The organism is Aminobacter sp. AP02 (assembly GCF_003148805.1).
Classification (GTDB): Bacteria; Pseudomonadota; Alphaproteobacteria; order Rhizobiales; family Rhizobiaceae; genus Aminobacter.
In genome coordinates, this window is sequence record NZ_QGGX01000011.1 from 44,378 (window position 1) to 68,830 (window position 24,453).

The window sequence follows — 24,453 nt, forward strand, 5'->3', positions numbered from 1 at the left end:
GCCTTGCGCGACCGGCATGACGCGCAAGGACTAGTTTGTCGTGCCGTCTGTGCCGCTATCGTCAACGTCGTTCAGGCGTACGAAGGCGTAGCCTTTTGCCTTGAGCTTCAGTAGCCCCTTGACCAGTCCGCCACCGGCAGCGTGCGTGGGTTGGTTGATGTGGGCGATGATGACGTCGCCGTCCCTTGCGGCGGATACGCGGCGGTCGGTTTCATGCGCGCCGAGCAGCGAGCCGCCATCGCCATTGATCGAATAGCCGGCGATCTTGAAGCCAAGCCCACGGATCAGCGCGATGGAGGTCGGACTGTATTGCGCTGTCGCGCCGCGAAACCACGTTGGAGCTGCTCCGCCGTGCGCGGTCAATGCCAGTGCGCCGGCCTCAACCTCGGCCTGCACGGCCTCGGCACTGCCCGCGCTTTTCAGCCCATAGATACTGCGGGGCGTGTCGACAGCCGGAATATGCCTGGCGCCATGGTTTTCCAGTTCGAACAGTTCCGGATGCGCCTTCATGATCGCCAGGGCTTCGCCGTTCCGCTTCAGCCACATGCCGGTGACGAAGATCGTCGCCGGTATCTTGTTTTCGACGAGAGCAGAGAGAATGCGGGTGTCGGTCTTGCCGCCGCATGCGTCCAGCGTCAGTGCCACGCGCGGACTGGATTCGCCGGACGGCTTGAGATGCAACCGGGGTTCGAGCAATGCAGCCGAGGCTGAAGAACTCACCAGCGCCGCAAGGCCGACGCCAATCAAAAACCTGCCAAGCATGCGCATGCGAACTTTCGGGGATTGCTGTCTCGAACTGCCGGGCAATGGCACCCCAATTCTGGCGCCATGATGACAATTCAGGCTATTTCGCCATTCCACTCGCCAGAGCCGCTGGCGCCGTACCCTACACGAGTTGCTTGCGTAGGGTATATTTTGTACCCTACGCCAAAGATTGACGTAGGGTATCGTCATGCGCTTGCCGCTCTCAACTCACACTGCCTATCAGGACCTTCTCGAAGCCCATCGAATGCGCGACGTGAAGACCATCGCCGGGGCTCCATTCCTCAAGGAGCTTCCGCAGGGCAAATACTGGTACGCCCGGCAAAAAATTGGCGACAAGCCGGTCGATCGCTATATCGGCCCCGACAGTGAAGACCTCCGTCAACGCATCGCACGCATGCGGGAAGATATCGAAGACGACAAGAGCTTTGAACGGCACTGCGCATTGCTGGTCGCTCAATTGCGCGCCGCAGGTCTCGTTACTGTTGATCGCCAAACCGGTAGCATTCTGAACGCCATGGCGAGAGTAGGCGTGTTTCGCCTGGGTGGAACGCTGGTTGGAACACACGCGTTCCGGCTTTACGGCGCCGAACTGGGATTTGCCTTTTCAGGCACACTCGCAGTTACGCAGGACGTCGACATTGCCGCATTCGAAAACCTCAAACTGGCGATCGACGATCAGGTCGATCCATCTCTCGCTGAAACGTTCAAATCCCTGTCTCTGGAACCCGCGCCCGGCCTGGACCCGAAAGGAAGGTCTACGCGTTGGCGCTTGAAAGGCGGCGGAGCGATGGTCGACTTTCTTGCGCCTCGCATGCAGAGCAAAAGCGAGATCGTCAGGCTAGAACCGCTGAACGTCTACGCACAGACGCTTCCATTTCTGAACTTCCTGATCGCGGAGCCGATACCAGCCGTGGCGCTGTATCGGAGCGGAGTGCTGGTTCAGATACCGAAACCCGAGCGCTACGCGGTGCACAAGTTGATCGTCGCCCAAAGACGAACCGGGCCGGGTTTGGGCAAGGTAGCAAAAGACCTGGCCCAAGCCGAAACGCTGATCCGCGTCCTGGTCGAGGATCGCCCGCAGGAACTGGCAATCGCTTATGAGACCGCTCTGGGTAACGGAACGAAATGGCGCGAAGCCATCAACGCATCTCTGAAGCAGCGGCCCGAAATCGGCCGCCTGCTTAGCCAGATTATCTGATACAGGCGGTTATACCCAATTTGCGAAATGGGTATACCCGAAGACCTACGCCCTAGCGCTTCGCCTTCACCGCGGCCTGCGCTGCCGCCAATCGTGCGATCGGCACGCGGAAGGGCGAGCACGACACATAGTCGAGCCCGACGCTTTCGCAGAAGTGGATCGAGGCCGGATCACCGCCATGCTCGCCGCAGATGCCGAGCTTGATCTCAGGCCGCGTCGCCCTGCCCTTCTCGGCCGCCATCTTCACCAGTTCGCCGACGCCCTCGATATCGAGCGAGACAAACGGGTCTTGTTCGATGATGCCCTTCTGGCGATAGGTCTCAAGGAAAGACGCTGCATCGTCGCGCGAGATGCCGAAGGTGGTCTGCGTCAGGTCGTTGGTGCCAAAGGAGAAGAACTCGGCCGCTTCGGCGATGACGTGCGCCCGGATCGCCGCACGCGGCAGCTCGATCATCGTGCCGACGAGATAGTCGATGTTGATGCCGGTTTCCTGCATGACGCTCTTGGCGACTGCATCAATGCGCGCCTTGACGAAGTCGAGCTCCTTCATCAGGCCGACCAATGGAACCATGATCTCGGGTACCACAGGGCTTCCGGTCTTTTTGCCTGCTTCGATCGCCGCCTCGAAGATGGCGCGCGCCTGCATCTCGGCGATCTCGGGATAGGAGACGGCAAGACGGCAGCCGCGATGGCCGAGCATCGGGTTGAACTCGTGCAACGCCTCGGTACGCTGGCGCAGCTTGTCGGCCGGCACGTTCATCGCTGCCGCGACCTCAGATATCTCTTCCTCGGTCTTGGGCAGGAATTCGTGCAGCGGCGGATCGAGCAGTCGGATCGTCACGGGCAGGCCGGCCATGATCTCGAACAGCTCGATGAAATCCGAACGCTGCATCGGCAACAGCTTGTCGAGCGCTATGCGCCTGTCCTTTTCGGTGTCGGCAAGGATCATCTCGCGCATCGCAACGATGCGGTCGCCGTCGAAGAACATGTGCTCCGTACGGCAAAGGCCGATACCTTCGGCGCCGAAGGAGCGCGCCATGCGCGCGTCCGCCGGCGTCTCGGCATTGGTGCGCACCTTCATGCGGCGCGCGGCGTCGGCCCATTCCATGATCGCGGCGAAATCGCCCGACAGTTCCGGCTGCAGCATCGGCACCGACCCCTTCAGCACCTGGCCGTTGGAGCCGTCGATGGTGATGATGTCGCCCTTGCGGAAGGTGTGGCCCATGGTGATCAGCGTGCCGGCGCGATAATCTACGCGCAGCGATCCGGCGCCCGAAACGCAAGGCTTGCCCATGCCGCGGGCAACCACCGCCGCGTGGCTGGTCATGCCGCCACGCGTGGTCAGGATGCCTTCGGAAGCGTGCATGCCATGGATATCCTCGGGGCTGGTCTCGATCCGGACGAGAATGACCTTGCGCCCGGCCGACTTCAGCTCTTCGGCCTCGTCGGACGAAAACACGATCTCGCCGGTGGCAGCCCCCGGTGACGCCGGCAGCCCGACCGCGATCACCTCGCGCTGCGCCTTGGGGTCGATTGTCGGGTGCAGCAGCTGGTCGAGCGAGGACGGGTCGATCCGGCAGATCGCCTCGTCCTTGGTGATCAGCCCCTCGCCAGCCATCTCGGCAGCGATCTTGAGCGCTGCCTTCGCCGTGCGCTTGCCCGAACGTGTCTGCAGCATCCACAGCTTGCCGCGCTCGATGGTGAATTCGAGATCCTGCATGTCGCGGTAATGCTGTTCGAGGCGATTGGAAATCGCCACGAAACTGTTGAAGGCCTCCGGCATCAGCTTCTGCAGCGAGGGCTTGTCGGAGCCTGCCGCAATGCGCGCGGCCTCGGTGATGTTCTGCGGCGTACGGATTCCGGCCACCACGTCCTCGCCCTGCGCGTTCACCAGGAACTCGCCATAGAGCATCTTCTCGCCGGTCGAAGGGTTGCGGGTGAAGGCAACGCCGGTGGCCGAGGTGTCGCCCATGTTGCCGAACACCATGGCCTGGACGTTGACCGCCGTGCCCCAGCTCTCAGGAATGTCATGCAGGCGGCGATAGGTGATCGCGCGATGGTTCATCCAGCTCGAAAACACCGCACCGATAGCGCCCCACAGCTGCTCGTGCGGATCCTGCGGGAACGAGCGGCCGAGTTCTTCCTCGACCTTGGCCTTGTAGAGCTTGATGACTTCCTGCCACTGGGGGGCGGTGAACTCGGTGTCGAGTTCATAGCCGAGACGGGCCTTTTCCTCTTCGAGCAGTTCCTCGAATACCTCATGATCGAGGCCGAGAACGACATCGGAATACATGGTGATGAAGCGGCGGTAGCTGTCATAGGCAAAACGAGCATCTCCGGCATCCGCCGCAAGCGCTTCGACCGTGACGTCATTGAGGCCGAGGTTGAGCACCGTGTCCATCATGCCCGGCATCGAGGCGCGGGCGCCCGAGCGCACCGAGACGAGCAGCAGGTTTTTGGGATCACCGAAACGGCGGCCAGTAATCGCACCGATATGGTCGAGTGCCGCGCGGACGTCGGCTTCAAGCGTTTCAGGATAGCTGCGGCCGTTGCCGTAATACCAGTTGCAGGCCGCCGTGGTGATGGTGAAACCGGGTGGAACCGGCAGGCCAAGACTGCACATCTCGGCGAGATTCGCTCCCTTGCCACCAAGCAGGTCGCGGTCGCTCGCGCGCCCCTCCGCTGCACCGTCGCCAAACCTGTAAACCCACTTGGTCATGCCTTCTCCTCGCCGACTGAGTGTGGAGCGAGACGGTGGCAGCCGCCCGCTTCTGGGCCGAGCGATATGATGCTGCGCTGCGAAAGGCAAGGCGCAGTTCCCCCACGGAATGACCTACAATCGATTAATGAACCTGCGTTGCAGCACCCTTGCGGGCTGCTTCCGCCTCATATAGAACATATCATGAACAATCATTGGAGACGAAAATGCGCAAGTCCGGCAAGCTCGACTACATCGAAATGGCCGCTGTTGGCGGCACGCTCGACCATGTGAAATCCTTCTACAGCGCCGCCTTCGGCTGGACCTTCACCGACTACGGTCCCGACTATTCGGCGTTCTCGGAAGGCCTCGACGGCGGGTTCCAGGCGGAACTGCCGGCCAAGCCGTTGCCGATTCTCTATTCCGAAGCGCTGGAAGCAACATTGGCTGCGGTCGAGGAAGCCGGCGCGACGATCATCAAACCGATCTTTTCCTTCCCGGGCGGACGGCGCTTCCATTTCGCCGATCCAGCCGGCAACGAGCTCGCAGTCTGGGGCGAATGATCGCCATTTTGAGATGGAAAAGCGGCAAAGGCGCGATTGTGCTTTTGCCGCGCACTGCATATAAGGCGGCGGTCGATTGACTCGCCTGCGGCTTACTCTTGAGTTGCCTACGGCTTGTTGGGGCGTCGCCAAGCGGTAAGGCATCGGTTTTTGGTACCGACATTCCCAGGTTCGAATCCTGGCGCCCCAGCCATTTCTTCCAATTTCTTGATATTCAGTCCGCTTCGTCGGAGCCAGCCAACGAAACGATCAGATTTCGCTAGAGCATTGTGCGTCCTGGACGCGTCGTGCCTTGCAAGAAACGTTTTCGATTTTTCGAGCGGATGCTACAGGCGGTTCACGCGTCCCACGCAAAAAGGCCCCGGATTTCTCCAGGGCCTTTCTTGTTCCGTCCCTAGCTCACCTCAGTGATGGGCCGGTTCCGCCATCTGCGCGGCGTCAGGCTCCTCGACGTGCGCGGCCAGGTCCTTGCGGGCGATGAGGGTGTAAAACATCGGCACCACGAACAGGGTGAAGATCGTTCCGACGATGACGCCGCAGAAGATCACCAGGCCCATCGAATAACGTGCCGCAGCACCAGCGCCCGAGGCGATGATCAAGGGCACGACGCCGAGCGCCATGGCAGCCGTCGTCATCAGGATCGGACGCAGGCGAACCTTGGCCGAAGCGATGATCGCATCGCGCCGCGACATGCCGTGTTCCTCGCGCTGCTGGTTGGCGAATTCGACCAACAGGATGCCGTGCTTGGTGATCAGTCCTATCAGTGTGATCAGGCCGACCTGGGTATAGATGTTCAGCGTGCCGAGCCCGAGATTGAGCGGCACGATGGCGCCGAAGATCGACAGCGGCACCGACATCATGATGATGAGGGGGTCGCGGAAGCTCTCGAACTGGGCAGCAAGAACCAGGTAGATCACCACGATCGCCAGCGCGAACGCGATCAGGATTGTATTGCCCTGTTCGCTTTCCAGACGCGACTGGCCTGCATAATCGATGAAGAAGCCGGCAGGCAGCAGCGGCCGGGCAATGTCCTCGATCGTCTTCAGGCCGTCGCCCGTGGTCACGCCCGGTACCGGCAGCGCGGAAATCGTTGCCGAGTTGAGCTGGTTGAACTGCTCGATCGCAGCCGGCGAGGAGTTCGTCTTGATCGTCACGACCGCCGACAGCGGAACCATCTGGCCGTTGACGCTGCGGACATAGAACTCGCCAAGCCTTTCAGGATTGCCGCGATACTGGTCCGGCACCTGCATGATAATGTCATAGCTGTTGGAATCGCGATCGAACTGGGCGATCGACCCGCCACCGACAAGCAGGCTCAATGTCATGCCGATGTCGCGCACCGACAGGTTGAGGGCTGCGGCCCGGTCACGGTCGATGGTCACGGTCACCTGGGGCGCATCGAAGGACAGCGAGTTCTGCACGACGATGAAGCGACCCGAAGCCTGGGCCTTTGCCTTGATCTGCTCGGCCACCTCGAAGACCTGGCTCGGATCGCCGGTCGACTGGATGACCACCGAAATCGGCAAGCCGCCGCCTGCACCCGGCAAGGACGGGGGCGCAAAGACAAGTGCTTCCACGCCGCTGACCTTGGACAGCCGTGCCTGGATGTCCGCCTGGATCTCCTTTTGCGAACGCGTACGATCAGACCAGTCCTTGAGCGCCCAGACGGCAAAACCCGAATTGGTGCCGCCGCCCATGCCGACGATTGAGAAATTCGTCTTCAGCTCGGGCAGATCCTTGGTCAGGTCGCGGATCTGGTCGGTGTAGAGGCTGGTGTAATCGGTTGTCGCATAACGAGGCGCGGTGACCAGCGCAAACAATGCACCGGAGTCCTCTTCAGGCGCCAGTTCGTTCGACGTCTTGAAGAACATGAAGCCCGTTACGGAGACAAGGGCGATAACGACCAGCAACGTCACCGGTCGATAGTTGAGCGAGCCCGCCACCAGCCGCTCGTAGCGGTTGGCGATACGCTCGAAGGTGCGGTCGACAGCCTTGGCGAAGCGGCTGTGGTTGCCGGCCTTCAGCATGCGCGCCGACATCATCGGCGTGATCGTCACGGCGATGAAGCCCGAGAGGATGACAGCGCCTGCAAGCGTGACAGCGAACTCGCGGAACAACGAACCGGTAAGACCGCCGGTGAACATCAGCGGCGCGAACACGGCAGCGAGCGTGATGGTCATGGCGACCACCGGCCCGAAGATCTCGCGCATGCCCTTGAAGGCCGCCTGCATCGGCGACATGCCCTCCTCGATGTGGCGGTGGATGTTTTCCACCACAACGATCGCGTCGTCGACAACCAGGCCGATCGCCAGCACCATCGCAAGCAACGACAGCAGGTTGATCGAATACCCCATCATCAAAAGGATGAAACAGACACCGATCAGCGACAGCGGAATGGTCACCACCGGCATCAGCACCGAGCGGAACGAGCCGAGGAAGAGCAGGATCACGACGATGACGATCGCGACCGCCTCAGCGATGGTCTTGAACACTTCGTCGATCGACGCGCTGATCGTTTCGGTCGAATCGTAGACCATCGTGATGGTCATGCCTTCGGGCAAGCTCGCCCTGATCGCCGGCAATTCATTGATGACAGCGGCCGCGGTGGTCAGCGGATTGGCAGAAGGTGTCGGGAAGATACCAATGAAGGTGCCCGGCTCGCCGTTGAAATTGACGACGGTATCGGTACTTTCGGCCGCCAGTTCCACGCGCGCAACGTCACGCAGCCTGACGACATTGCCATTGTCCGACTTGAGCGGCAGTTCGCCAAAGGCCTCTGGCGTCTGCAAGGTCGATTTCATGGTGATCGAATAGGCAACGTATTCGTTCTTGGTCTTGCCCGGTGCGGACAGGAAGTTGGACGCGTTGATCGCCTGCAGGACCTCAGGCGCCGTCAGGCCTCGCGCCGCGAGCTTGACCGGGTCTATCCATACGCGCATCGAATACTTGTTCGCACCCAAGACCTGCACTTCTGCAACGCCCTCGATGGTCGAGACGCGCGGACGAATGACGCGTTCGATATACTCGGTCAGCTCCTCCGCCGTCATGTTGGGGTTCTGCATCGCCAGATACATGATGGCGAACTGCATGCCCGTGCCCTTGACGATCGTCGGATCCTCCGCGTCGGTCGGCAGCTGCCCGCGCACCTGCTGGACCTTCGACATGACCTCGGTCAGTGCCGTATCGGGGTTGGAGCCAAGCTCCATCTGCACGGTCACGGTGCTGGACGAAGGGCTGCTCTGCGACTTGACGTAGTCGATGTTTTCAGTGGTCGCCACCGCAGCTGCGATTGGTGCCGTGATGAAGCCCTGGATGAGGTCGGCACTCGCGCCCGGATAGACGGTGGTGATGGTGATCACCGTCTCTTCGACCTCCGGATACTGGCGGACGGACAGGTTGAACAACCCCTGGAAACCCAGGAGCAGGATCATGAGGGCCACGACCGTCGAAAGGACGGGGCGGCGGATGAAGATGTCGGAGAAACTCATTTTGCGGATGCCTTCGCATCGGTCGAGACAACTGGCGAGACAGTGTTGTCGACCTTGACCGGAGTACCGTTGGAAAGCCTGTTCTGACCGGCGATGACGATTTCGTCACCGAAGGAAACACCTTCCAGTATCTCGACACGGCCTTCCGAACGGCGGCCAACCTTGACGAAGATCTGCTTGACCACGAGTGCTGGCTCCGCCTGCTCCTTGGCAGGCTCTGCCGCGGCAGCGGAGGCCTCCGCCTTGTCAGCAGCGGGACGCACTACGTACACGAAGTCGCCGTAAAGACTGCTGGTCAAGGCCGTCAGCGGCACGGCTACGACACCGTCTTCTTCAGGAAGCACGACGCGCACACGCACGAACTGGCCGGGGCTCAGCTTGCCTTGCGGATTGGTGATTTCCGCACGGACCGAAACCAGGCGGCTCTGCGGGTCGACCTTCGGATCGATACCAATCACCGAACCGGTGAACGGCATGTCGCCTTCGGTCACCCCGAACTGAACCGGCTGGCCCAGTTTCAGGAGGCTAAGCTGGTGCTCGGGAACGGCGAAATCCGCCCGCATCGTCTCAAGATCCTGCAGCGTGGCAACGATGGTTCCAGGCTGGAGATACTGACCGGCGTCGACCTTCGGAATGCCGATCGTGCCGGAGAACGGCGCGCGCAACTGCTTCTGGTCGAGCACTGCCTGCAGCTTCTCGACTTGCGAGGCCGAGGTGGATGCTTTCGCGCCCGCCGAGTCGCGTACGACATCGGAGCCGACGCCGCGCTCTTGCAGGGCAACAGCGCGATCCAGCAGCTGCTTGTCGAGCGCGGCCTGCGTCTTGGCGGCAGCTAGGTCAGCCTGCTGGACGCTGTCGTCGAGCTGGATGAGCACGTCGCCCTTGTTCACGCGCTGGTTGGCCTTGAACTTGATCTCCTTGACGATGCCGGTCGTCTCGACTGTCAGGTCGACGCCCTGGGAGGCAGCGACCGTACCGATCGTTTCAATGCCCGGGGTCCAGGCAGCGGGTTCGACCTTGGCGGTCGCCACGGTGACCGATGCGACAGGCATGTTGGCGAAGAACTGCTGGATTGCGTTGTCGCGGAACATGTTGAAGCCAACGATGCCGCCACAAACAAGTACAAGCAATACGATAGCGATGATGAAACGCTTGATCAAAGGAGATCCCCAATCGGTCTGGAATCGGCACCCGGGTGCGCCGCACTGCACTTTGGACTTTTTCTTGGAAAACCCAAGAGCGGCGAGCTTACTGTACCGTCTGGACGGTATTGTCAATCCACTATAATGTGATCCAAACGGAGACCCTGCAATGTCGGGCCACAGACCCAGTTCTCGCGAAAAAATCCTTGCCGCCGCTGCGGAACTGGCTGACATCATCGGCCCGGGCAACCTGTCCCTCGACGCGGTGGCCCAGCGCGCCGGCGTCTCCAAAGGTGGGCTGCTCTACAACTTCCCGACCAAGGCCAAGCTGATGCAGGCCCTGGTCCAGAACTACCTCAAAAGCTTCGAGGACGCGCTCGCTGCAAAGGCAGCCAACAAGACCAGTGACGTGCCTGACAACAGTCTGGCCGCCTTTATCGAACTGTCCGTTGAGGAATGCGCGCAGAATCAGCCATCGGCGGCAGGCGTACTCGCCGCACTCGCCGAGGATCCCGATTTCCTCAATCCGGTCAGAGACTTCAAACGTAGTCTGCTCGACCGCCTGAAAGCCGAAACGCCCGACCAATCCAAGCTGATCGTCGCGTTTCTGGTCATTGAGGGGCTGCGCAGTATGAAGCTTTTCGACATGGACATTCTCCATGAAGATGAACGTGATATGGCGCTTTCTTATCTGCTCGCCGAAGCAGCCGCATCGTAGTTCATTGAAAAAAAGCCTGCCGACGCTCACGATTTTATCACTATACGTCGAGCAATTTTTATGAGATTCAAACGCCGCACAAAACATCGTGCGTTCGAACGTGTGGTCATGTTGCCCGGTGATCCCACTCTAATTTAGCGGTACACCCTTTAAGTGAGCCACTACACATGACTTCGCCTTTGCCCGTCACGTTCGTCGTGACCGTGGATGTCGAAGCTGGGCCTCGTCGCAAGTCGGCGCACGCGCAGCTATCAGCAATCGCCTGGCCTTTCACATTTGTCGAAGGCCTGACACCACAATCCACCGAGACCATTGATCTTTACGACGCCAAGCGGAATCGCAAGCGTTCAAAGCGCCCGCTGGCTCCGAGCGAAGTGGCGGCATATGCCAGCCACCGCAAGGCAATGCGCGCGTTTCTCGATTGCGGCGTGCCTTTCGGATTGATCCTTGAGGACGACTTCCGCTTGCTCGAGCCCGCCGCTTTCGTCGCGCGCGTCTCAGCACTTCAGGAAGCGCCGGTCGAATGGGACATCCTCAAGCTCTTCGACTTTCAGGAGCGCCCCATAGTTGAATCGGTTGCGGTGGCGGACATTTCGATCGTGTCGCACGGAAGCCCGACTGCCGGCATGGTCGGTTACCTGATCACGCGACGCGGAGCCGAGCGCATGCTCTCCCGTCCGACCGTCTACCGGCAGATCGATGAGGACATCAAGTTCTTCTGGGAACTGGACCTGCGCGTGCTGTCGGTGTTTCCCAACCTCGTCACAGATGTCAGCCACGAGCTCGGCGGCAGCACGATCGAGGCCGAACGCAGCGAGATCAAGCAGCAGCGACACTGGACCGTATCGGTCAAGGGACTAGGCCAGACAGCACTACGCCAGCTCAATTACCGCCGCTACCGCAAGCATTACGGCCTCAAGCTCAAAAACTCTTGATCCCCGGGCTTAGCTCGCCTCGCGCAGGGCTTCGGCCGCCTGGAGGTCAACCGAGACCAGCTGGCTGACGCCCTGCTCGGCCATCGTAACACCGAACAGCCGGTTCATTCGCGCCATGGTGATAGGGTTGTGGGTGATGACAACAAAGCGCGTCTCGGTCGATGCGGCCATCTCGTCCATCAGGTTGCAGAAGCGCTCGACATTATGATCGTCGAGCGGTGCATCAACCTCATCGAGCACGCAGATTGGTGCCGGGTTGGTCAGGAACACGGCGAAGATCAGCGCCATCGCCGTCAGCGCCTGTTCGCCGCCCGATAGCAGCGTCATCGTCTGCGGCTTCTTGCCCGGCGGCCGCGCAAGGATTTCGAGACCGGCTTCGAGCGGATCTTCCGATTCGATGAGCTGTAGCTCCGCCGTACCGCCGCCGAAGAGATGGGTGAACAGCCGCTTGAAATGGCCGTTTACCAGGTCGAAAGCGGCCAAAAGGCGCTCGCGGCCTTCGCGGTTCAGTCCCTGGATACCTTGGCGAAGCTTGCGGATCGCTTCGATGATATCCTCACGCTCGGAGACGATCGCCTCCAGACGGTCGGACAATTCTTTCTGCTCTTCTTCGGCGCGCAGATTGACCGCACCGAGCCGTTCGCGCTCGATCTTGAGACGCTCCAGCGTCCGTTCGATATCGGCGGGATCAGGCATCGGGCTGTCGGCTTCGAGGCCGGTATGGCGGATGACCAGGTGCGGCGGTGTTGCAAGCACTTCCTGGATGCGTGCCTCGATCTCCCGGCGGCGCTCGTAGGCGGCAGTCAAGCGTTCCTCGGCGCGGGCCCTGGCCTCGCGTGCTTCGGCCAGCCCCTGGATTGCGGCGGTCGCCGCCTTGTCGAGCACGGCCTGTTTGTTTTCCGCATCCTGAAGCCGGTCGGATACTTCCTTGCGTTGGGCCTCGGCCTGCGTCAGTTGCGACAGCAAGGCACGACGGCGGGCATCAAGTTCATCGGGCGCTTCGGCCAGCACCTCGCGCTCGGCAGCGGCTTCCTCACGCCGTTCGGCAAGCGCTTCGACCTGCTCGGCAGCGCTTTCGGCGCGCACCACCCAGCTCTGGCGCTCTGCGGCGATTGCCGTCAGGCGACGAACCCTCGCCTCGGCCTCGCGATTGAGACCCTCATGCACCGCGCGCGCATCGGCCACCGCCGATCGGTCGCGCGCCACAGCACCGGAAAGCTGTTCCAGACGTGCCTGGAGATCGGCGAGATCAGGCGCCGAACCAAGCATGTCCTCGGCTTCGACATAGCCGGCCTGCGCCTCTTCGTGCGCGTCGGCGACACGTGCCCGCGCCTCGTCCAGGGCAGCGCGGCGGCTGGTCAGCTCGCCGGCGGCTTTTTCTGCTTGCGCAAGCGCGTCGCGGGCGGCGCCAACCTGATGTTGTGCATCGCGCCATGCCTGGCGTGCCTGCCGCTCGGCCTCGGTATTTTCGCGCACGACATTTTCCGCCCGCGCCAGCGCCTCTTCGGCTGCCCGGACCAGGAGCGTCGCCTCGACCGCCTCGGCATCGAGTTCAGCCAGACGGTTCTTCTGCGCAAGGCGTTGGGCGGCGGCGGTCGGTGCGTCGGCGCTTGCGGTCAGCCCGTCCCAGCGCCACAGTCCGCCCTCACGGCTGACCAGACGCTGGCCGGGCGCGAGCGACGGCTGAAGCCTTGCCGCATCGGCAGCGTCGATGACTCCGATTTGCGCGAGCCGGCGCGCCAACTGGTGCGGCGCCCGAACCACTTCGGCCAGACTGCGCACACCTTCGGGTAGTTTCGGATCGCTTGCGACAGGTCTGACATCGCCCCAATGGACCGGTGCGGCGCGATCGAGGGCAGCTTCAAGGTCGTCGCCAAGGGCGGCGCCAAGTGCGGTTTCGAAGCCGCGCTCGACGCCGATCCGTTCGAGCACGGCGGGGAATAGATCGCCCGAAGCCGCGTTGATGATCTTGGCCAGGGTACGCGCCTCGGTCTCGATACGCGCGAGTTCGGCCTTGGCTTCCTGCAGGGGCGCACGCGACGAAGCCTCTGCCTGCCTTGCCTCGGCAACCGAGCGCTCGGCTTCGGTCGCGGCGAACTCGGCCTCTTCAAGCGCTTCCTGTGCCGCCTCGGCCTGCATCTGCTTCTCGGCCGGATCAGCGAGAGCTGAAATACGCGCGCCGATCTCGCCCGCCTCGCGATCAAGTTCGGCCAGCTGGCGGGCAAAACGGTCACGTCGCTCGGCGGCATCACGCATGGCGCGCTCGGCCTGGGTGCGGCCCGCGGCGGCGTCGGCGCGCTCGGCGGTCACGCGGCCAAGCTCGGCCTCGGTCAGCGCCAGCGTCGCCATCGCTTCTTCGAAGGCCGCGCGGGTATGCGTCTCGCGATCGGTGGCACCGGCGTTTTCGTCGTTGAGCGCCTTCTCTTCCGCATCGAGGCGCGACAGGATCGCGGCATTGTCGCCGATCATGCGCTGTTCGCGGGCGATGTCGGCGTCGAGCTGCTGCAGGCGCCGGTCGAGTTCGCTCTGGCGCGAATTGATGCGCCCGGCCTCTTCCTCAAGCTGGGAACGGGCAATGGAAAGCCGCTGGAAGGTGGCTGCAGCTGCGGCTGCGGCGTCGCGCATCTCGGGAAGCTTGTGTGCGCCTATCGCTTGGTCCTTGGCGGCGGCCATCTGGGCCGCCGCACGGTCGCCGACAAGTGCAGTGGCCGTCGCAAGCGCCGATTGCGCCTCGCCCTCCTGCACCTTGGCCAGCGTCCAGCGCAGATGCAGCAACGTCGCTTCCGCCTTGCGGATGTCGGCCGACAGGTTCTTGAAGCGCGATGCCTGGCGCGCCTGGCGCTTCAGGCTTTCGATCTGGCTTTCAAGTTCGCCGACGACATCGTCGAGGCGCTCGAGGTTCTGCTCGGCGGCGCGCAGACGCAATTCGGCTTCGTGCCGCCGCGTGTGCAGGCCCGATATGCCGGCCGCCTCTTCGAGCAGTGCGCGTCGCGCCTGCGGCTTTGCCTGGATGAGTTCGCCGATGCGGCCCTGCCCCACCATCGAGGGCGAGCGCGCACCGGTCGACTGGTCGGCGAACAGCAGCTGCACATCCTTGGCGCGGGCTTCCTTGCCATTGATGCGATAGATGGAGCCGGCCTCGCGCTCGATGCGGCGCGACACCTGCAATTCGTCGGCGTCGTTGAAGGAAGCTGGCGCGGTGCGGTCGGTGTTGTCGAGAAACAGCGTCACTTCGGCGGTGTTGCGTGCCGGCCGCGTGCCGGAACCCGAGAATATGACGTCGTCCATGCCCGAAGCGCGCATGTTCTTGTATGAGCTTTCGCCCATCACCCAGCGCAACGCTTCGACAAGATTGGATTTGCCGCAGCCATTCGGCCCGACGATACCAGTGAGGCCGCGTTCGATGACGAACTCGCCGGGCTCGACAAAGGATTTGAAACCGAGGAGGCGGAGGCGCGAAAACTTCATTCGCGCCATTCCGCACGGAAGGGTGCACCGAAGCTGCGTTGCCTCGGTGCTATGAACATATCAGAGCATGCCGTCGATAACCGCCGACATTTCGTCAATCGTCATTGCCCCTTTGTAGACATTCCCGTTGATGAAGAAGGTCGGCGTCGAGTCGACCTTGAAATCCTTCTCGCCGCGGGCGCGCACTGCCCTGATATCGTCCAGAAGCTTCTGGTCAGTCAAGCAGGCCTCGAACGACTCCTGTGTAAAGCCGGCGAGCTTGGAAATCTGCAGCAGCGCGTCCTTTGGGGTCTGCGAAGCCGCCCAGCTCTGCTGCTGCTTGAACAGCACGTCGACCATCGGGAAGTAGTTGTCCTTCGAGCAGCGCGCAAGCATGAAGCCTGCCTCGGCCAGCGGGTCGAAGGGGAACTCGCGGTAGATCAGCCGCGCCTTGCCGGTATCGATGTATTTGGTCTTGAGTTCCGGCAGCGTCGTCTCATGGAAATGCGCACAGTGCGGGCAGGTCATCGAGGCATATTCGACGATCGTGACCGGCGCATCTGCCTTGCCGAGCTGCATGTCAGGCAGGCTGCCGGCTTCGAGCAGCTTGGCCATGTCGACCGAACCCTGCGAGACGGGTGCCTTTACGGCAGGTGCAGCGGACGCAGCCGGCGTTGCCGCTGGGGTCGCCGGTTCGGCAGGCTTGGCGGGCGTTGCTGCGTTGGCCTGCTCGCCGGAGTCGCTGCAAGCAGAAAGCAACGCTGCTGCCGATACGGCTGCGAGCCCGGTAAGAGCGGTCCTGCGAGAAATGGAACGGAGCATACGAATCACCTGACGATGGTTGGATTTTGCGATGTTCAGATACGTGAAAGCGATAGTTGGCGCGAATTAAGGCATGGCTGTCCCCAAACCAATCGCGATTATCCGAACTTTCGATCACGAATGCGCGAGAAAGACGGCAAATTCTACTTCCGGCTGCCCAGTATGCTCGCCCCGAGCTTTTCCAGCGAAGCCTTCAGGCCCTCGTCCTCTATGTACCGGACCGACCCCGCAATCTTGCCCTGTTCGGCGTCGGTGAGCTTGCGCAGGCGCGGACGAGCCTTGGCCGCAGCCGAGGTAACAGGCTTCTGCACGATGCGAATGCGGCCGATGGCGTTGAAGCCGAGATAGGAATTGACCCTGCCGATGATCTCGCCGGTTTCATGCTGGAGATGAAGTGCCGCCGGGCCCGAGCAGGCAATGATCAGCACCGCCGGCTCGAAAGGATCGTCCTCGTGCATGCGTCGCGGCCACTGGATTTTTTCGGGCCGGGTGTTGTGCGCCAGACGCGGGCCGACGATCTCCTCCCATGACTGGACAAGCCCGACCGAGATGCCGGTGCGCTTGCGCAATACGGGATCGAGGATCGCATTCGCCAGATCGCTGACCGGAACGGGATTGCCCGTCCACCTTTTCCCTGCCATGTCGTTCTCCAGATATGACCCTGTCGACACGCAACGCCGAAGGCAGTCCATCCCATCAATGGCATTCCGAACCAATCACCGCAAGCACGCCACTGACGTCGACGGCACCATCGCCACGCTGCTGCTCGACTGGTATGACGTCCATCATCGCGAGTTGCCCTGGCGCACGACCCCCAGTGACCTCAAACGCGGTATACGGCCCGACCCGTATCGTGTCTGGCTCTCCGAAATCATGCTCCAGCAGACCACTGTCGAGGCGGTGAAGCCCTATTTCAGGGCGTTTGTGGACAAATGGCCCGACGTTGGCGCCCTGGCTGCTGCCGATACCGAAGACGTCATGAAGGCCTGGGCCGGGCTCGGTTACTACTCCCGCGCCCGCAACCTCAAGGCCTGCGCCCAAACAGTGGCACTTTTGCCCGGCGGGCGATTCCCCGACGACGAAGATGGCCTGCGCGCATTGCCCGGCATCGGCCCTTACACGGCAGCAGCGATCGCCTCCATCGCCTTCGGTCGTCCGGCAGCCGTAGTTGACGGCAACGTCGAGCGCGTCGTCACACGACTGTTTTCGATCGCGACGCCCCTGCCCCAGGCCAAGGTGGAAATCCGCGCCCATGTCGTGCGCATGCTTGCCGCCACGCGCCCCGGCGATTTCGCCCAGGCGATGATGGATCTCGGCGCTACGATCTGCACGCCGCGCCGGCCGCGCTGCATGCTGTGCCCGCTGCGTTCGGATTGCAGTGCGGTCGTCTCAGGCGATCCAGAGCTTTATCCGGTCAAGCCGGCCAAGGCGGAAAGGCCCCAGCGGCGGGGTGCTGCCTTCGTCGCGGTCAGGAGTGACGGTGCTGTGCTTTTGCGCAAGCGTCCGGGCAAAGGTCTGCTTGGCGGCATGACCGAGGTGCCGACCACCGATTGGACCTCGCGCGTCGATGGTGCGACCGGCGCTGACAGCGCGCCTTTTGCCGCGAACTGGCAGCGCGCGGGCACCATCACCCACGTCTTCACTCATTTTGCCCTCGATCTCGATGTCTTTCGCGCCGAAACGACCTCGGATCAGGCGCCCGACGGCCACTTCTGGTCGGCAGCCGCCGACCTCGCTGGCGAAGCCTTGCCAAGCGTCATGAAAAAAGTCATCGAAGCTGCCATACCGGGTGCTACGAAACGAGGACGCTAGCGAAGCCATGAGCGAAATCCGCCATATCGTCTACGACATCGGCAAGGTTCTGATCCACTACGACCCCGACCTGCCTTTCAGCCGCATCATCCCCGATCCGGTCGAGCGCCGCTGGTTCTTCGACAATGTCTGCACCAGCGAGTGGAACATCGAACAGGATCGCGGCCGCACCTGGGAAGAGGCCGAAGCGCTGCTGATCGCCGATTTTCCCGAGCATGAAAACAGTATCCGTGCCTTCCGCCTGCACTGGCACGACATGGTGCCGCACGCCTATGACGACTCCGTTGCCTTGATGGAAGGCCTCGTCGCCGCCGGCCACGACGTAACCATGCTGACCAACTGGGCCTCGGACACGTTCCGCGAGGCGCGCGGCCGCTTTCCGTTCCTCGAAAGGCCGCGTGGGGTCACGGTTTCCGGCGACGTTGGCCTGATCAAGCCCGACCGCCGCATCTACGACCTTCATGTCGCGTCATTCGATCTCGACCCGAAGGCATCGCTGTTCATCGACGACAGCCAGAAGAACGTGAACGCCGCCATCGACGCCGGCTGGCAGGCGGTGCTGTTCACAAATGCGAAAACGCTCGAGGCGGACCTCGAGCGTCTCGGGATCGGACGGTGACTGGAAACCGGCCGATCGGCGAACCCGGACTGGCTAAGACGGCTGCCGGAATTCGAGCTTCGTTCGCGGGATTGGAATTAGCACTCTCCAGAGCGGACCGATCGTAGCGCCCGAGCAGCCGCGCCGGATGCCCTTACTGGCCCAGCGCGACGCTTGATCGTTCAGGCGCCAGCCTTTTCCATGCCGACGCGGACGATACGGCGCAGTTCGTCGATCTGGGTCAGGCCGCCGGCACGCTCATAGTGCCAGAAGGTCCAGCCGTTGCAGGCATCCAACCCTTGAATCGCAGCACCGACGCGATGGATCGAGCCGGCGGTGTCGCCGATCGACAGCGTACCGTCGGCGCGAACCTTTGCCGCCCAACGCTTCTTGGCGTCGTAAAGCGTCGCGCCGGGCGCCAGCAGGCCCATGTCGAGCAGGCTTCCGAAAGCGACACGCGGCTCGGCGCGCTTTCCGGTCAAGACGGTGAGCGACGGGCCGTCCAGCGGACGCACAGAAGCGATCCGCTCATTGGCGGCGTCGATGTAGGCCTGCTCGCGCTCGATGCCGACGAAGTGCCGGCCGAGACGCTTGGCAACCGCACCCGTCGTACCCGAGCCGAAGAACGGATCGAGGACCACGTCACCGGGCTTGGTCGATGCCATCATGATGCGCGCCAGCAGCGCTTCCGGCTTCTGCGTCGGATGCAGCTTGTTGCCGTCGTCGTCCTTCAGGCGTTCGCCGCCGGTGCAGATCGGAAACAACCAGTCAGAGCGCATCTGGACGTCATCGTTCGACGCCTTCAACGCGTCGTAGTTGAAGGTGTAGTTCTTGCCCTTCTGGTCGCGCGATGCCCAGATCATCGTCTCATGGGCGTTCTGGAAACGGCGGCCGCGGAAGTTCGGCATCGGGTTGGTCTTGCGCCAGACAACATCGTTGAGGATCCAGAAACCGAGGTCCTGCATCGTCGCGCCGACGCGGAAGATGTTGTGGTACGAGCCGATGACCCAGATCGTGCCATTGGGCTTGAGCACGCGGCGGGCGGCAAGCAGCCAGGCACGGGTGAAGGCGTCGTAAGCCGCGAAGCTTTCGAACTGGTCCCAATGATCGTCGACCGCATCGACTTTCGACTGGTCCGGGCGATGCAGGTCGCCCTCAAGCTGGAGGTTGTAGGGCGGATCGGCGAAAATGATGTCGACCGAATTGGACGGCAGCTTGTCGAGTGCCGCGACGCAATCGCCCTTGATGATGGTGTCGAGCCATTCGGACGGCTTGGGCGTGCGGGAAAGCTGATCGAGAGGACGCACTGCTGACATTCTGATACCCGGGATGACGCGTTACTGTTTACTCGCCGTTATGGTTACCGATCAGCGTAAACAATTGATGAAGCGGGCCTTCCAATTTGCGGATCGGGCCAGAATGGTGTAATCGCCGCGCCTTGAACTTTTCCGCGCGCCCCCGGCGTCGCCCAGTTTTCCCGGACCGTCATGACCCAGCCAGACCTAGTGATATTCGATTGCGACGGCGTGCTCGTCGATTCCGAAATCATCGCCGCCCGCATCGAGGCAGAGCTTCTGACCTCGGCCGGATTCGAGATATCGGCCGAAGAGATCGCCGAAAGCTATGCCGGCCTGACCTTCAAGGACATCCTGCTCAAGATCGAGGAAAAGGCGGCGATCCCGTTCCAGGCCTCGCTGATCAGCCAGGCCGAAGAACTGGTCGACCGCCGGCTCAAGAACGAAGTGCGCGCCATCGACGGCGTGCACGAGGCAGTCGCCGCCGTCACGGCGCCGCGCTGCATCTGCTCAAATTCGACAAGCGAGCGCATCGAAATGATGCTCGAGCGAACCCGCCTCCTGCCGCTGTTCAAGGGCCGCATCTTTTCGGCGTTGGAAACACCGAGCAAGAAGCCGAAGCCCTCGCCCGACGTCTTCCTGCACGCTGCCAAAACCTACGGCGCCAATCCGGCCAACACCTTCGTCATCGAGGATTCGGTGCACGGCATTGCCGGTGCGGTTTCGGCTGGCATGCGCGTCATCGGCTTCACCGGCGGCGCGCACAGCTATCCCGGCCACGCCGACATGCTGACCGAGGCGGGTGCTGAAACTGTGATTCGACGCTGGGCCGACCTGGGCGGCGTACTCGAAGCGCTGAGCATGTGGTCGGAAAACGCCTGAAACGAAAGCGCCGGCCAAGGCCGGCGCTTTGCCTCAAGCTTATCGAGCCTTCTTCTTTTCCGGGCTGTCGTCAAAGCCCGCGAAAATCTGGATGTCGCGTGCGGTCGGAATCGGGATCACGACATTCGGCACAGTGAAGACGAACTGCGTGGCCGTCGACGGATCGGTGACGTGAACGGCGTTCTTGTGAAGCTGCGAGTAAAGCACCTCGCCGCCGCGCGTCACCGCAATGCGGATCGGCATGTTGACAGTGCCAGCACCACCGGCCGGACCGACCACCACCTTGCCGGCAACGCCAACCTTGATGGTCATCTGGCCGTCGGCGCGCGTGCAACTGCGGGTAACGTCGGTGATCGCCGATTGATGAACCAGCTTGCTCGGGTCGTCCTGGCCGCCCTTGGCATAGCTGTTGAAGAAGGCGGTGCCGTCACGCAACGTGATGCCTGGGCAATAAGCAAGCAACTCGCTGGCCAGGATCTTGCCCTCTTCGGCCGCGACTTGCTGGGGATCTTTCGGGGCAGGAGGGCCGAAAAGGCCGCCGCTGCCGCCAGATTGGCAACCTGCGACGGCCAGCATAAAGCCGCCGGTCGCCAAAGCCGTCAGAAAACGGCCGTCGATCAAACGAAACAACATGAACTGCACTTCCCTCTCGCAAAGCAGTCGTTCTATATCAACCGCGCGGCAAAAATGCGACTGATGGAGCGCAGTTTTCCCCGCCCCGCCGTTCAACGGCAGGTCGTATCGCATTGGAATGGATAGCTATGCACTATGTGAGCACCCGTGGGGAAGCACCCACGCTCGGATTTTCCGATGCAGTCCTTGCCGGCCTCGCACGCGACGGCGGCCTCTATCTTCCAGCTCAATGGCCGACCTTCAGCGCCGCCGAAATCCGCGCCATGCGCGGCCTGGGTTATGCCGACCTGGCGATCAGGCTTTTGACCCCGTTCCTGGGCGGCGAAATCAAGCAGGACGTCTTCGAGCGCCTGGTGCGCGAGGCGTACGGCACTTTCCGCCACGACGCGGTCTGCCCTCTGGTCCAGACCGGCGCCAACAGCTTCGTGCTCGAGCTGTTTCATGGCCCTACCCTCGCCTTCAAGGACGTCGCCATGCAATTGCTGGCACGGCTGATGGACCACGTGCTTGCCGAACGCGGCCAGCACGCGACCATCGTCGGCGCCACTTCGGGCGACACCGGCGGCGCTGCGATCGAGGCTTTTGCCGGACGCGAACGCACCGACATCTTCATCCTGTTCCCGCACGGCCGCGTCTCGCCGGTGCAGCAGCGCCAGATGACGACGTCGGATGCAGCCAACGTCCACGCCCTGTCGATCGAAGGCAATTTCGACGACTGCCAGGGCCTGGTGAAGGACATGTTCAACGACCACGGCTTCCGCGACCGCGTGCAACTGTCGGGCGTGAACTCGATCAACTGGGCCCGCATCATGGCCCAGATCGTCTACTATTTCTCCTCGGCCATCTCGCTGGGCGCGCCCGACAGACCGGTGTCCTTCACCGTGCCGACAGGCAATTTCGGCGACATCTTCGCTGGTTACGCGGCCAAGAAAATGGGGCTGCCGATCGACCAGCTCATCATCGCCACCAACGACAACGACATCCTCGCTCGCACCTTGAAGAGCGGCGAATATCGCCAGACCGGCGTCGTGGCGACAACCTCGCCATCGATGGATATCCAGGTGTCGTCGAATTTCGAGCGCCTGCTGTTCGAGGCGTCCGACCGCGACGCCGCTGTGGTGCGCCGCTACATGGCCAGCCTCAAGCAGTCCGGCGCATTCACCATCGAAAGCAAGGCGCTCGCCAGCATCCGGGGTGAATTCCAGGCCGGCCGCTCAGGCATGAACGAGACGGCGCCGACCATCCGCTCGACGCTTGAAAAGAGCGGTTATCTGCTCGACCCGCACACGGCAACTGCCATGCACGTGGCTGCCGGGCTGCCCAAAAACGACGTGCCGATGGTGGTGCTGGCCACCGCCCATCCGGCAAAATTCCCTGCCGCGGTGAAGGCTGCCTGCGATATTGAGCCCAACCTGCCAAAATGGCTGTCGGGGCTGATGGAACGTAAGGAAAAGTTCACGGTACTTCCATCAGAGATAAAAATGGTGGAAGATTACATTAGCCGTCGCACACGAGCGGCGGGTTAGGGAGTACGCTTAATGAGTGTTGAGGTAAGCCGTCTGTCGAACGGCCTGACAGTGGCCACTGAAACACTTCCAAGCGTAGAGACCGTAGCTCTCGGCACATGGGTCAAGTCGGGCGCGCGCAATGAGCGCGACGACGAGCACGGCATGGCTCACCTGCTCGAGCACATGGCGTTCAAGGGCACCAAGAACCGCACCGCCTTTGAAATCGCTTCGCAAATCGAAAATGTCGGCGGCGAAATCAACGCCGCCACATCGGTCGAGACGACATCCTTTTATGCCCGCGTGCTGGCCGACGATGTACCGCTCGCGGTCGACATCTTGTCCGACATCCTCCAGGATTCCGAGTTCGATCCGGACGAACTCGAGCGCGAACAGCACGTCATCCTGCAGGAAATCGGCGCGGCGCACGACACTCCCGACGACATCGTCTTCGACCGCTTTACCGAAACCGCCTTCCGTCACCAGACGATCGGCCGCTCCATCCTCGGCACACCCGAGACGGTGAAATCATTCACCTCGGCACAGCTTCACGATTTCATGACCCGCCAGTATGGCGCCGAGCGCATGGTCATTGTGGCAGCCGGCGACGTCAAGCACGACGAATTCGTCCGCCACGTCGAAAAGCGGCTGGGCAATTTCCGCTCCAAGGCCGAAAGCGCCATTCCGCAATACGCCCAGTATGTCGGCGGCGACTTCCGCGAAGACCGCGACCTGATGGACGCGCAGATCGTGCTCGGCTTCGAAGGCCGCGCCTATCATGTGCGCGACTTCTATGCCTCGCAGGTGCTGTCGATGATCCTCGGCGGCGGCATGTCTTCACGCCTGTTCCAGGAGGTGCGCGAGAAGCGCGGCCTGTGCTACTCGGTCTATGCTTTCCATTGGGGCTTTTCCGACACCGGTATCTTCGGCATCCACGCGGCGACCGGCCAGAGCGACATCGCCGAACTGATACCTGTCATCATCGGCGAATTGCAGCGGACCGGCGAGAACATCCTGCTCGAAGAGCTCGACCGCGCCCGCGCTCAATATCGCGCCGGCCTCATCATGTCGGCCGAGAGCTGCTCCAGCCGTGCCTCGCAGATCGCCCGCCAGCTTTTGCTGTTTGGCCGTCCTATCGCCAAGGAAGAGCTGATGGAGCGCCTGTCCGCGCTGACCGTCGATCGCCTGACCGACCTGTCGTCGCGCCTTTTTTCGACACGCCCGACGATTACCGCAGTGGGGCCGGTCGGCACACTTGCGCCTTACGAATCGATCCTCGACTCGCTGCCGGGCGCGCAGTCTTCAGCCCGCAAGCTCGCTGTCTAAGCAGCCCTTGCACGCATGTTTCCGTTCTCGCTTTTTCGCCGCGACACCCCGGCACTGAAAGGCGAACGCGTCAGCCTGCGCATGCCGAACTGGCGCGACTACCACGAGTGGGTGGCCCTGCGCGCCGAAAGCCGCTCGTTCCTCGAACCATGGGAGCCGCGCTGGGCTCCCGACGAGCTTGACCGCTCGGCATGGCGCGTCCGGCTGGCTCGCTACCAGGATGAACATATCCAGGGTACGGCGGCTGCCTTTTTCATCTACGACAATTCAACCGGCAAGCTTGTCGGCGGCATCACCCTCGGCAACATCCGCTACGGCGTCGCCCAGACCGGGCATATCGGATACTGGATCGGCGAGCGCTATGCAGGCCAGGGCTTCATGGTCGATGCGGTTCGACTTGTCGTGAGGCATGCGTTCGATACGCTCAGGTTGCACCGGATCGAGGCTGCCTGTATCCCCGAGAATACACGTTCCGTACGCGTGCTTGAAAAAGCCGGATTCCGGCGCGAAGGACTTCTGCGATCCTACCTTAGGATCAACAGCGAATGGCATGACCACTACCTCTACGCACTGATTGCGGACGATCCGCAAGCTGTCACCTTGAAGGCTTGAACTTGTCGAAGCAT

At 62.2% G+C, this 24,453-nt stretch carries 19 protein-coding genes and 1 tRNA gene; 11 read left to right on the forward strand and 9 right to left on the reverse strand.

Going from position 1 to position 24,453, the window contains the following annotated elements; genetic code table 11:
- Nucleotides 1-30 precede the first annotated feature (30 nt).
- A complete protein-coding gene (locus C8K44_RS15500) occupies nucleotides 31-768 on the reverse strand; it encodes a polysaccharide deacetylase family protein (protein WP_109576704.1) in 738 nt (245 codons plus the stop codon).
- 184 nt (nucleotides 769-952) lie between these two features.
- On the opposite strand from C8K44_RS15500, the gene C8K44_RS15505 reads away from it, so the two are divergent.
- Nucleotides 953-1,963, forward strand: coding sequence for a GSU2403 family nucleotidyltransferase fold protein (locus C8K44_RS15505; protein ID WP_199227106.1), 1,011 nt, complete (start codon nucleotides 953-955; stop codon nucleotides 1,961-1,963).
- A gap of 52 nt (nucleotides 1,964-2,015) precedes the next feature.
- Here C8K44_RS15505 and ppdK read toward each other — a convergent pair whose 3' ends face one another.
- A complete protein-coding gene (gene ppdK, locus C8K44_RS15510; RefSeq protein ID WP_109576706.1) occupies nucleotides 2,016-4,682 on the reverse strand; it encodes a pyruvate, phosphate dikinase in 2,667 nt (888 codons plus the stop codon).
- Nucleotides 4,683-4,888: 206 nt separating this feature from the next.
- Here ppdK and C8K44_RS15515 point away from each other — a divergent pair, with 206 nt between their 5' ends.
- Complete coding sequence (locus C8K44_RS15515) at nucleotides 4,889-5,224, forward strand: VOC family protein (RefSeq protein WP_109576707.1); 336 nt, start codon at nucleotides 4,889-4,891, stop codon at nucleotides 5,222-5,224.
- Nucleotides 5,225-5,342: 118 nt separating this feature from the next.
- Nucleotides 5,343-5,417 (forward strand) — tRNA-Gln (locus C8K44_RS15520).
- A gap of 211 nt (nucleotides 5,418-5,628) precedes the next feature.
- Here the strand turns inward: C8K44_RS15520 and C8K44_RS15525 are convergent.
- A complete protein-coding gene (locus C8K44_RS15525; RefSeq protein WP_109576708.1) occupies nucleotides 5,629-8,712 on the reverse strand; it encodes an efflux RND transporter permease subunit in 3,084 nt (1,027 codons plus the stop codon).
- Complete coding sequence (locus C8K44_RS15530) at nucleotides 8,709-9,872, reverse strand: efflux RND transporter periplasmic adaptor subunit (RefSeq protein WP_109576709.1); 1,164 nt, start codon at nucleotides 9,870-9,872, stop codon at nucleotides 8,709-8,711. Before C8K44_RS15530 ends, C8K44_RS15525 begins: the two co-directional genes overlap by 4 nt.
- Before the next feature lie 151 nt (nucleotides 9,873-10,023).
- On the opposite strand from C8K44_RS15530, the gene C8K44_RS15535 reads away from it, so the two are divergent.
- Both C8K44_RS15535 and C8K44_RS15540 read left to right on the forward strand, forming a co-directional pair.
- Nucleotides 10,024-10,572 carry a TetR/AcrR family transcriptional regulator gene (locus tag C8K44_RS15535; protein WP_109576710.1) on the forward strand — a complete coding sequence of 183 codons (549 nt, stop codon included), beginning with the start codon at nucleotides 10,024-10,026 and terminating at the stop codon, nucleotides 10,570-10,572.
- 167 nt (nucleotides 10,573-10,739) lie between these two features.
- Nucleotides 10,740-11,507, forward strand: coding sequence for a glycosyltransferase family 25 protein (locus C8K44_RS15540; protein WP_109576711.1), 768 nt, complete (start codon nucleotides 10,740-10,742; stop codon nucleotides 11,505-11,507).
- Nucleotides 11,508-11,516: 9 nt separating this feature from the next.
- On the opposite strand, the gene smc is transcribed toward C8K44_RS15540, so the two are convergent.
- The 3 genes from smc to C8K44_RS15555 all read right to left on the reverse strand — a co-directional run bounded on the left by smc (nucleotide 11,517) and on the right by C8K44_RS15555 (nucleotide 16,417).
- Nucleotides 11,517-14,975 (reverse strand): chromosome segregation protein SMC, encoded by a 3,459-nt coding sequence (gene smc / locus C8K44_RS15545; RefSeq protein ID WP_109576712.1) that lies wholly within the window; start codon nucleotides 14,973-14,975, stop codon nucleotides 11,517-11,519.
- Between the two features lie 60 nt (nucleotides 14,976-15,035).
- Nucleotides 15,036-15,776: a DsbA family protein gene (locus C8K44_RS15550; RefSeq protein WP_109576713.1), complete on the reverse strand. Its 741-nt coding sequence runs from the start codon at nucleotides 15,774-15,776 to the stop codon at nucleotides 15,036-15,038.
- A gap of 143 nt (nucleotides 15,777-15,919) precedes the next feature.
- Nucleotides 15,920-16,417: a DUF721 domain-containing protein gene (locus tag C8K44_RS15555; RefSeq protein ID WP_109576714.1), complete on the reverse strand. Its 498-nt coding sequence runs from the start codon at nucleotides 16,415-16,417 to the stop codon at nucleotides 15,920-15,922.
- Between the two features lie 58 nt (nucleotides 16,418-16,475).
- Between C8K44_RS15555 and mutY the strand changes: the two genes are divergently transcribed.
- A complete protein-coding gene (mutY, locus tag C8K44_RS15560) occupies nucleotides 16,476-17,588 on the forward strand; it encodes an A/G-specific adenine glycosylase (RefSeq protein ID WP_199227107.1) in 1,113 nt (370 codons plus the stop codon).
- Nucleotides 17,589-17,595: 7 nt separating this feature from the next.
- Nucleotides 17,596-18,207 carry an HAD family phosphatase gene (locus C8K44_RS15565; RefSeq protein WP_109576716.1) on the forward strand — a complete coding sequence of 204 codons (612 nt, stop codon included), beginning with the start codon at nucleotides 17,596-17,598 and terminating at the stop codon, nucleotides 18,205-18,207.
- Nucleotides 18,208-18,368: 161 nt separating this feature from the next.
- On the opposite strand, the gene C8K44_RS15570 is transcribed toward C8K44_RS15565, so the two are convergent.
- Nucleotides 18,369-19,502, reverse strand: coding sequence for a site-specific DNA-methyltransferase (locus tag C8K44_RS15570; protein ID WP_109576717.1), 1,134 nt, complete (start codon nucleotides 19,500-19,502; stop codon nucleotides 18,369-18,371).
- A 171-nt stretch (nucleotides 19,503-19,673) separates the two neighbouring features.
- Here C8K44_RS15570 and C8K44_RS15575 point away from each other — a divergent pair, with 171 nt between their 5' ends.
- Nucleotides 19,674-20,363 carry an HAD family hydrolase gene (locus C8K44_RS15575; protein ID WP_109576718.1) on the forward strand — a complete coding sequence of 230 codons (690 nt, stop codon included), beginning with the start codon at nucleotides 19,674-19,676 and terminating at the stop codon, nucleotides 20,361-20,363.
- A 39-nt stretch (nucleotides 20,364-20,402) separates the two neighbouring features.
- On the opposite strand, the gene C8K44_RS15580 is transcribed toward C8K44_RS15575, so the two are convergent.
- Nucleotides 20,403-20,996, reverse strand: coding sequence for a hypothetical protein (locus C8K44_RS15580; RefSeq protein ID WP_199227108.1), 594 nt, complete (start codon nucleotides 20,994-20,996; stop codon nucleotides 20,403-20,405).
- A 128-nt stretch (nucleotides 20,997-21,124) separates the two neighbouring features.
- Between C8K44_RS15580 and thrC the strand changes: the two genes are divergently transcribed.
- From thrC to C8K44_RS15595, 3 genes are read left to right on the forward strand one after another with little or no spacing between them, the layout of a single operon-like run.
- Entirely contained in the window at nucleotides 21,125-22,522 is a 1,398-nt protein-coding gene (gene thrC, locus C8K44_RS15585) for a threonine synthase (protein WP_109576719.1), read from the forward strand.
- 12 nt (nucleotides 22,523-22,534) lie between these two features.
- Nucleotides 22,535-23,827, forward strand: a complete 1,293-nt coding sequence (locus tag C8K44_RS15590; protein ID WP_109576720.1) for a pitrilysin family protein — start codon at nucleotides 22,535-22,537, stop codon at nucleotides 23,825-23,827.
- Between the two features lie 15 nt (nucleotides 23,828-23,842).
- A complete protein-coding gene (locus C8K44_RS15595) occupies nucleotides 23,843-24,439 on the forward strand; it encodes a GNAT family protein (protein ID WP_109576721.1) in 597 nt (198 codons plus the stop codon).
- Nucleotides 24,440-24,453: the final 14 nt, after the last annotated feature.

Bases quoted from the DNA above. Each gene is read 5' to 3' on its own strand.
- C8K44_RS15500 (WP_109576704.1), bottom strand. From the start codon at position 768: ATGCGCATGCTTGGCAGGTTTTTGATTGGCGTCGGCCTTGCGGCGCTG.
- C8K44_RS15505 (WP_199227106.1), top strand. From the start codon at position 953: ATGCGCTTGCCGCTCTCAACTCACACTGCCTATCAGGACCTTCTCGAA.
- ppdK (WP_109576706.1), bottom strand. From the start codon at position 4,682: ATGACCAAGTGGGTTTACAGGTTTGGCGACGGTGCAGCGGAGGGGCGC.
- C8K44_RS15515 (WP_109576707.1), top strand. From the start codon at position 4,889: ATGCGCAAGTCCGGCAAGCTCGACTACATCGAAATGGCCGCTGTTGGC.
- C8K44_RS15525 (WP_109576708.1), bottom strand. From the start codon at position 8,712: ATGAGTTTCTCCGACATCTTCATCCGCCGCCCCGTCCTTTCGACGGTC.
- C8K44_RS15535 (WP_109576710.1), top strand. From the start codon at position 10,024: ATGTCGGGCCACAGACCCAGTTCTCGCGAAAAAATCCTTGCCGCCGCT.
- C8K44_RS15540 (WP_109576711.1), top strand. From the start codon at position 10,740: ATGACTTCGCCTTTGCCCGTCACGTTCGTCGTGACCGTGGATGTCGAA.
- smc (WP_109576712.1), bottom strand. From the start codon at position 14,975: ATGAAGTTTTCGCGCCTCCGCCTCCTCGGTTTCAAATCCTTTGTCGAG.
- C8K44_RS15550 (WP_109576713.1), bottom strand. From the start codon at position 15,776: ATGCTCCGTTCCATTTCTCGCAGGACCGCTCTTACCGGGCTCGCAGCC.
- C8K44_RS15555 (WP_109576714.1), bottom strand. From the start codon at position 16,417: ATGGCAGGGAAAAGGTGGACGGGCAATCCCGTTCCGGTCAGCGATCTG.
- mutY (WP_199227107.1), top strand. From the start codon at position 16,476: ATGGCATTCCGAACCAATCACCGCAAGCACGCCACTGACGTCGACGGC.
- C8K44_RS15565 (WP_109576716.1), top strand. From the start codon at position 17,596: ATGAGCGAAATCCGCCATATCGTCTACGACATCGGCAAGGTTCTGATC.
- C8K44_RS15570 (WP_109576717.1), bottom strand. From the start codon at position 19,502: ATGTCAGCAGTGCGTCCTCTCGATCAGCTTTCCCGCACGCCCAAGCCG.
- C8K44_RS15575 (WP_109576718.1), top strand. From the start codon at position 19,674: ATGACCCAGCCAGACCTAGTGATATTCGATTGCGACGGCGTGCTCGTC.
- C8K44_RS15580 (WP_199227108.1), bottom strand. From the start codon at position 20,996: ATGTTGTTTCGTTTGATCGACGGCCGTTTTCTGACGGCTTTGGCGACC.
- thrC (WP_109576719.1), top strand. From the start codon at position 21,125: ATGCACTATGTGAGCACCCGTGGGGAAGCACCCACGCTCGGATTTTCC.
- C8K44_RS15590 (WP_109576720.1), top strand. From the start codon at position 22,535: ATGAGTGTTGAGGTAAGCCGTCTGTCGAACGGCCTGACAGTGGCCACT.
- C8K44_RS15595 (WP_109576721.1), top strand. From the start codon at position 23,843: ATGTTTCCGTTCTCGCTTTTTCGCCGCGACACCCCGGCACTGAAAGGC.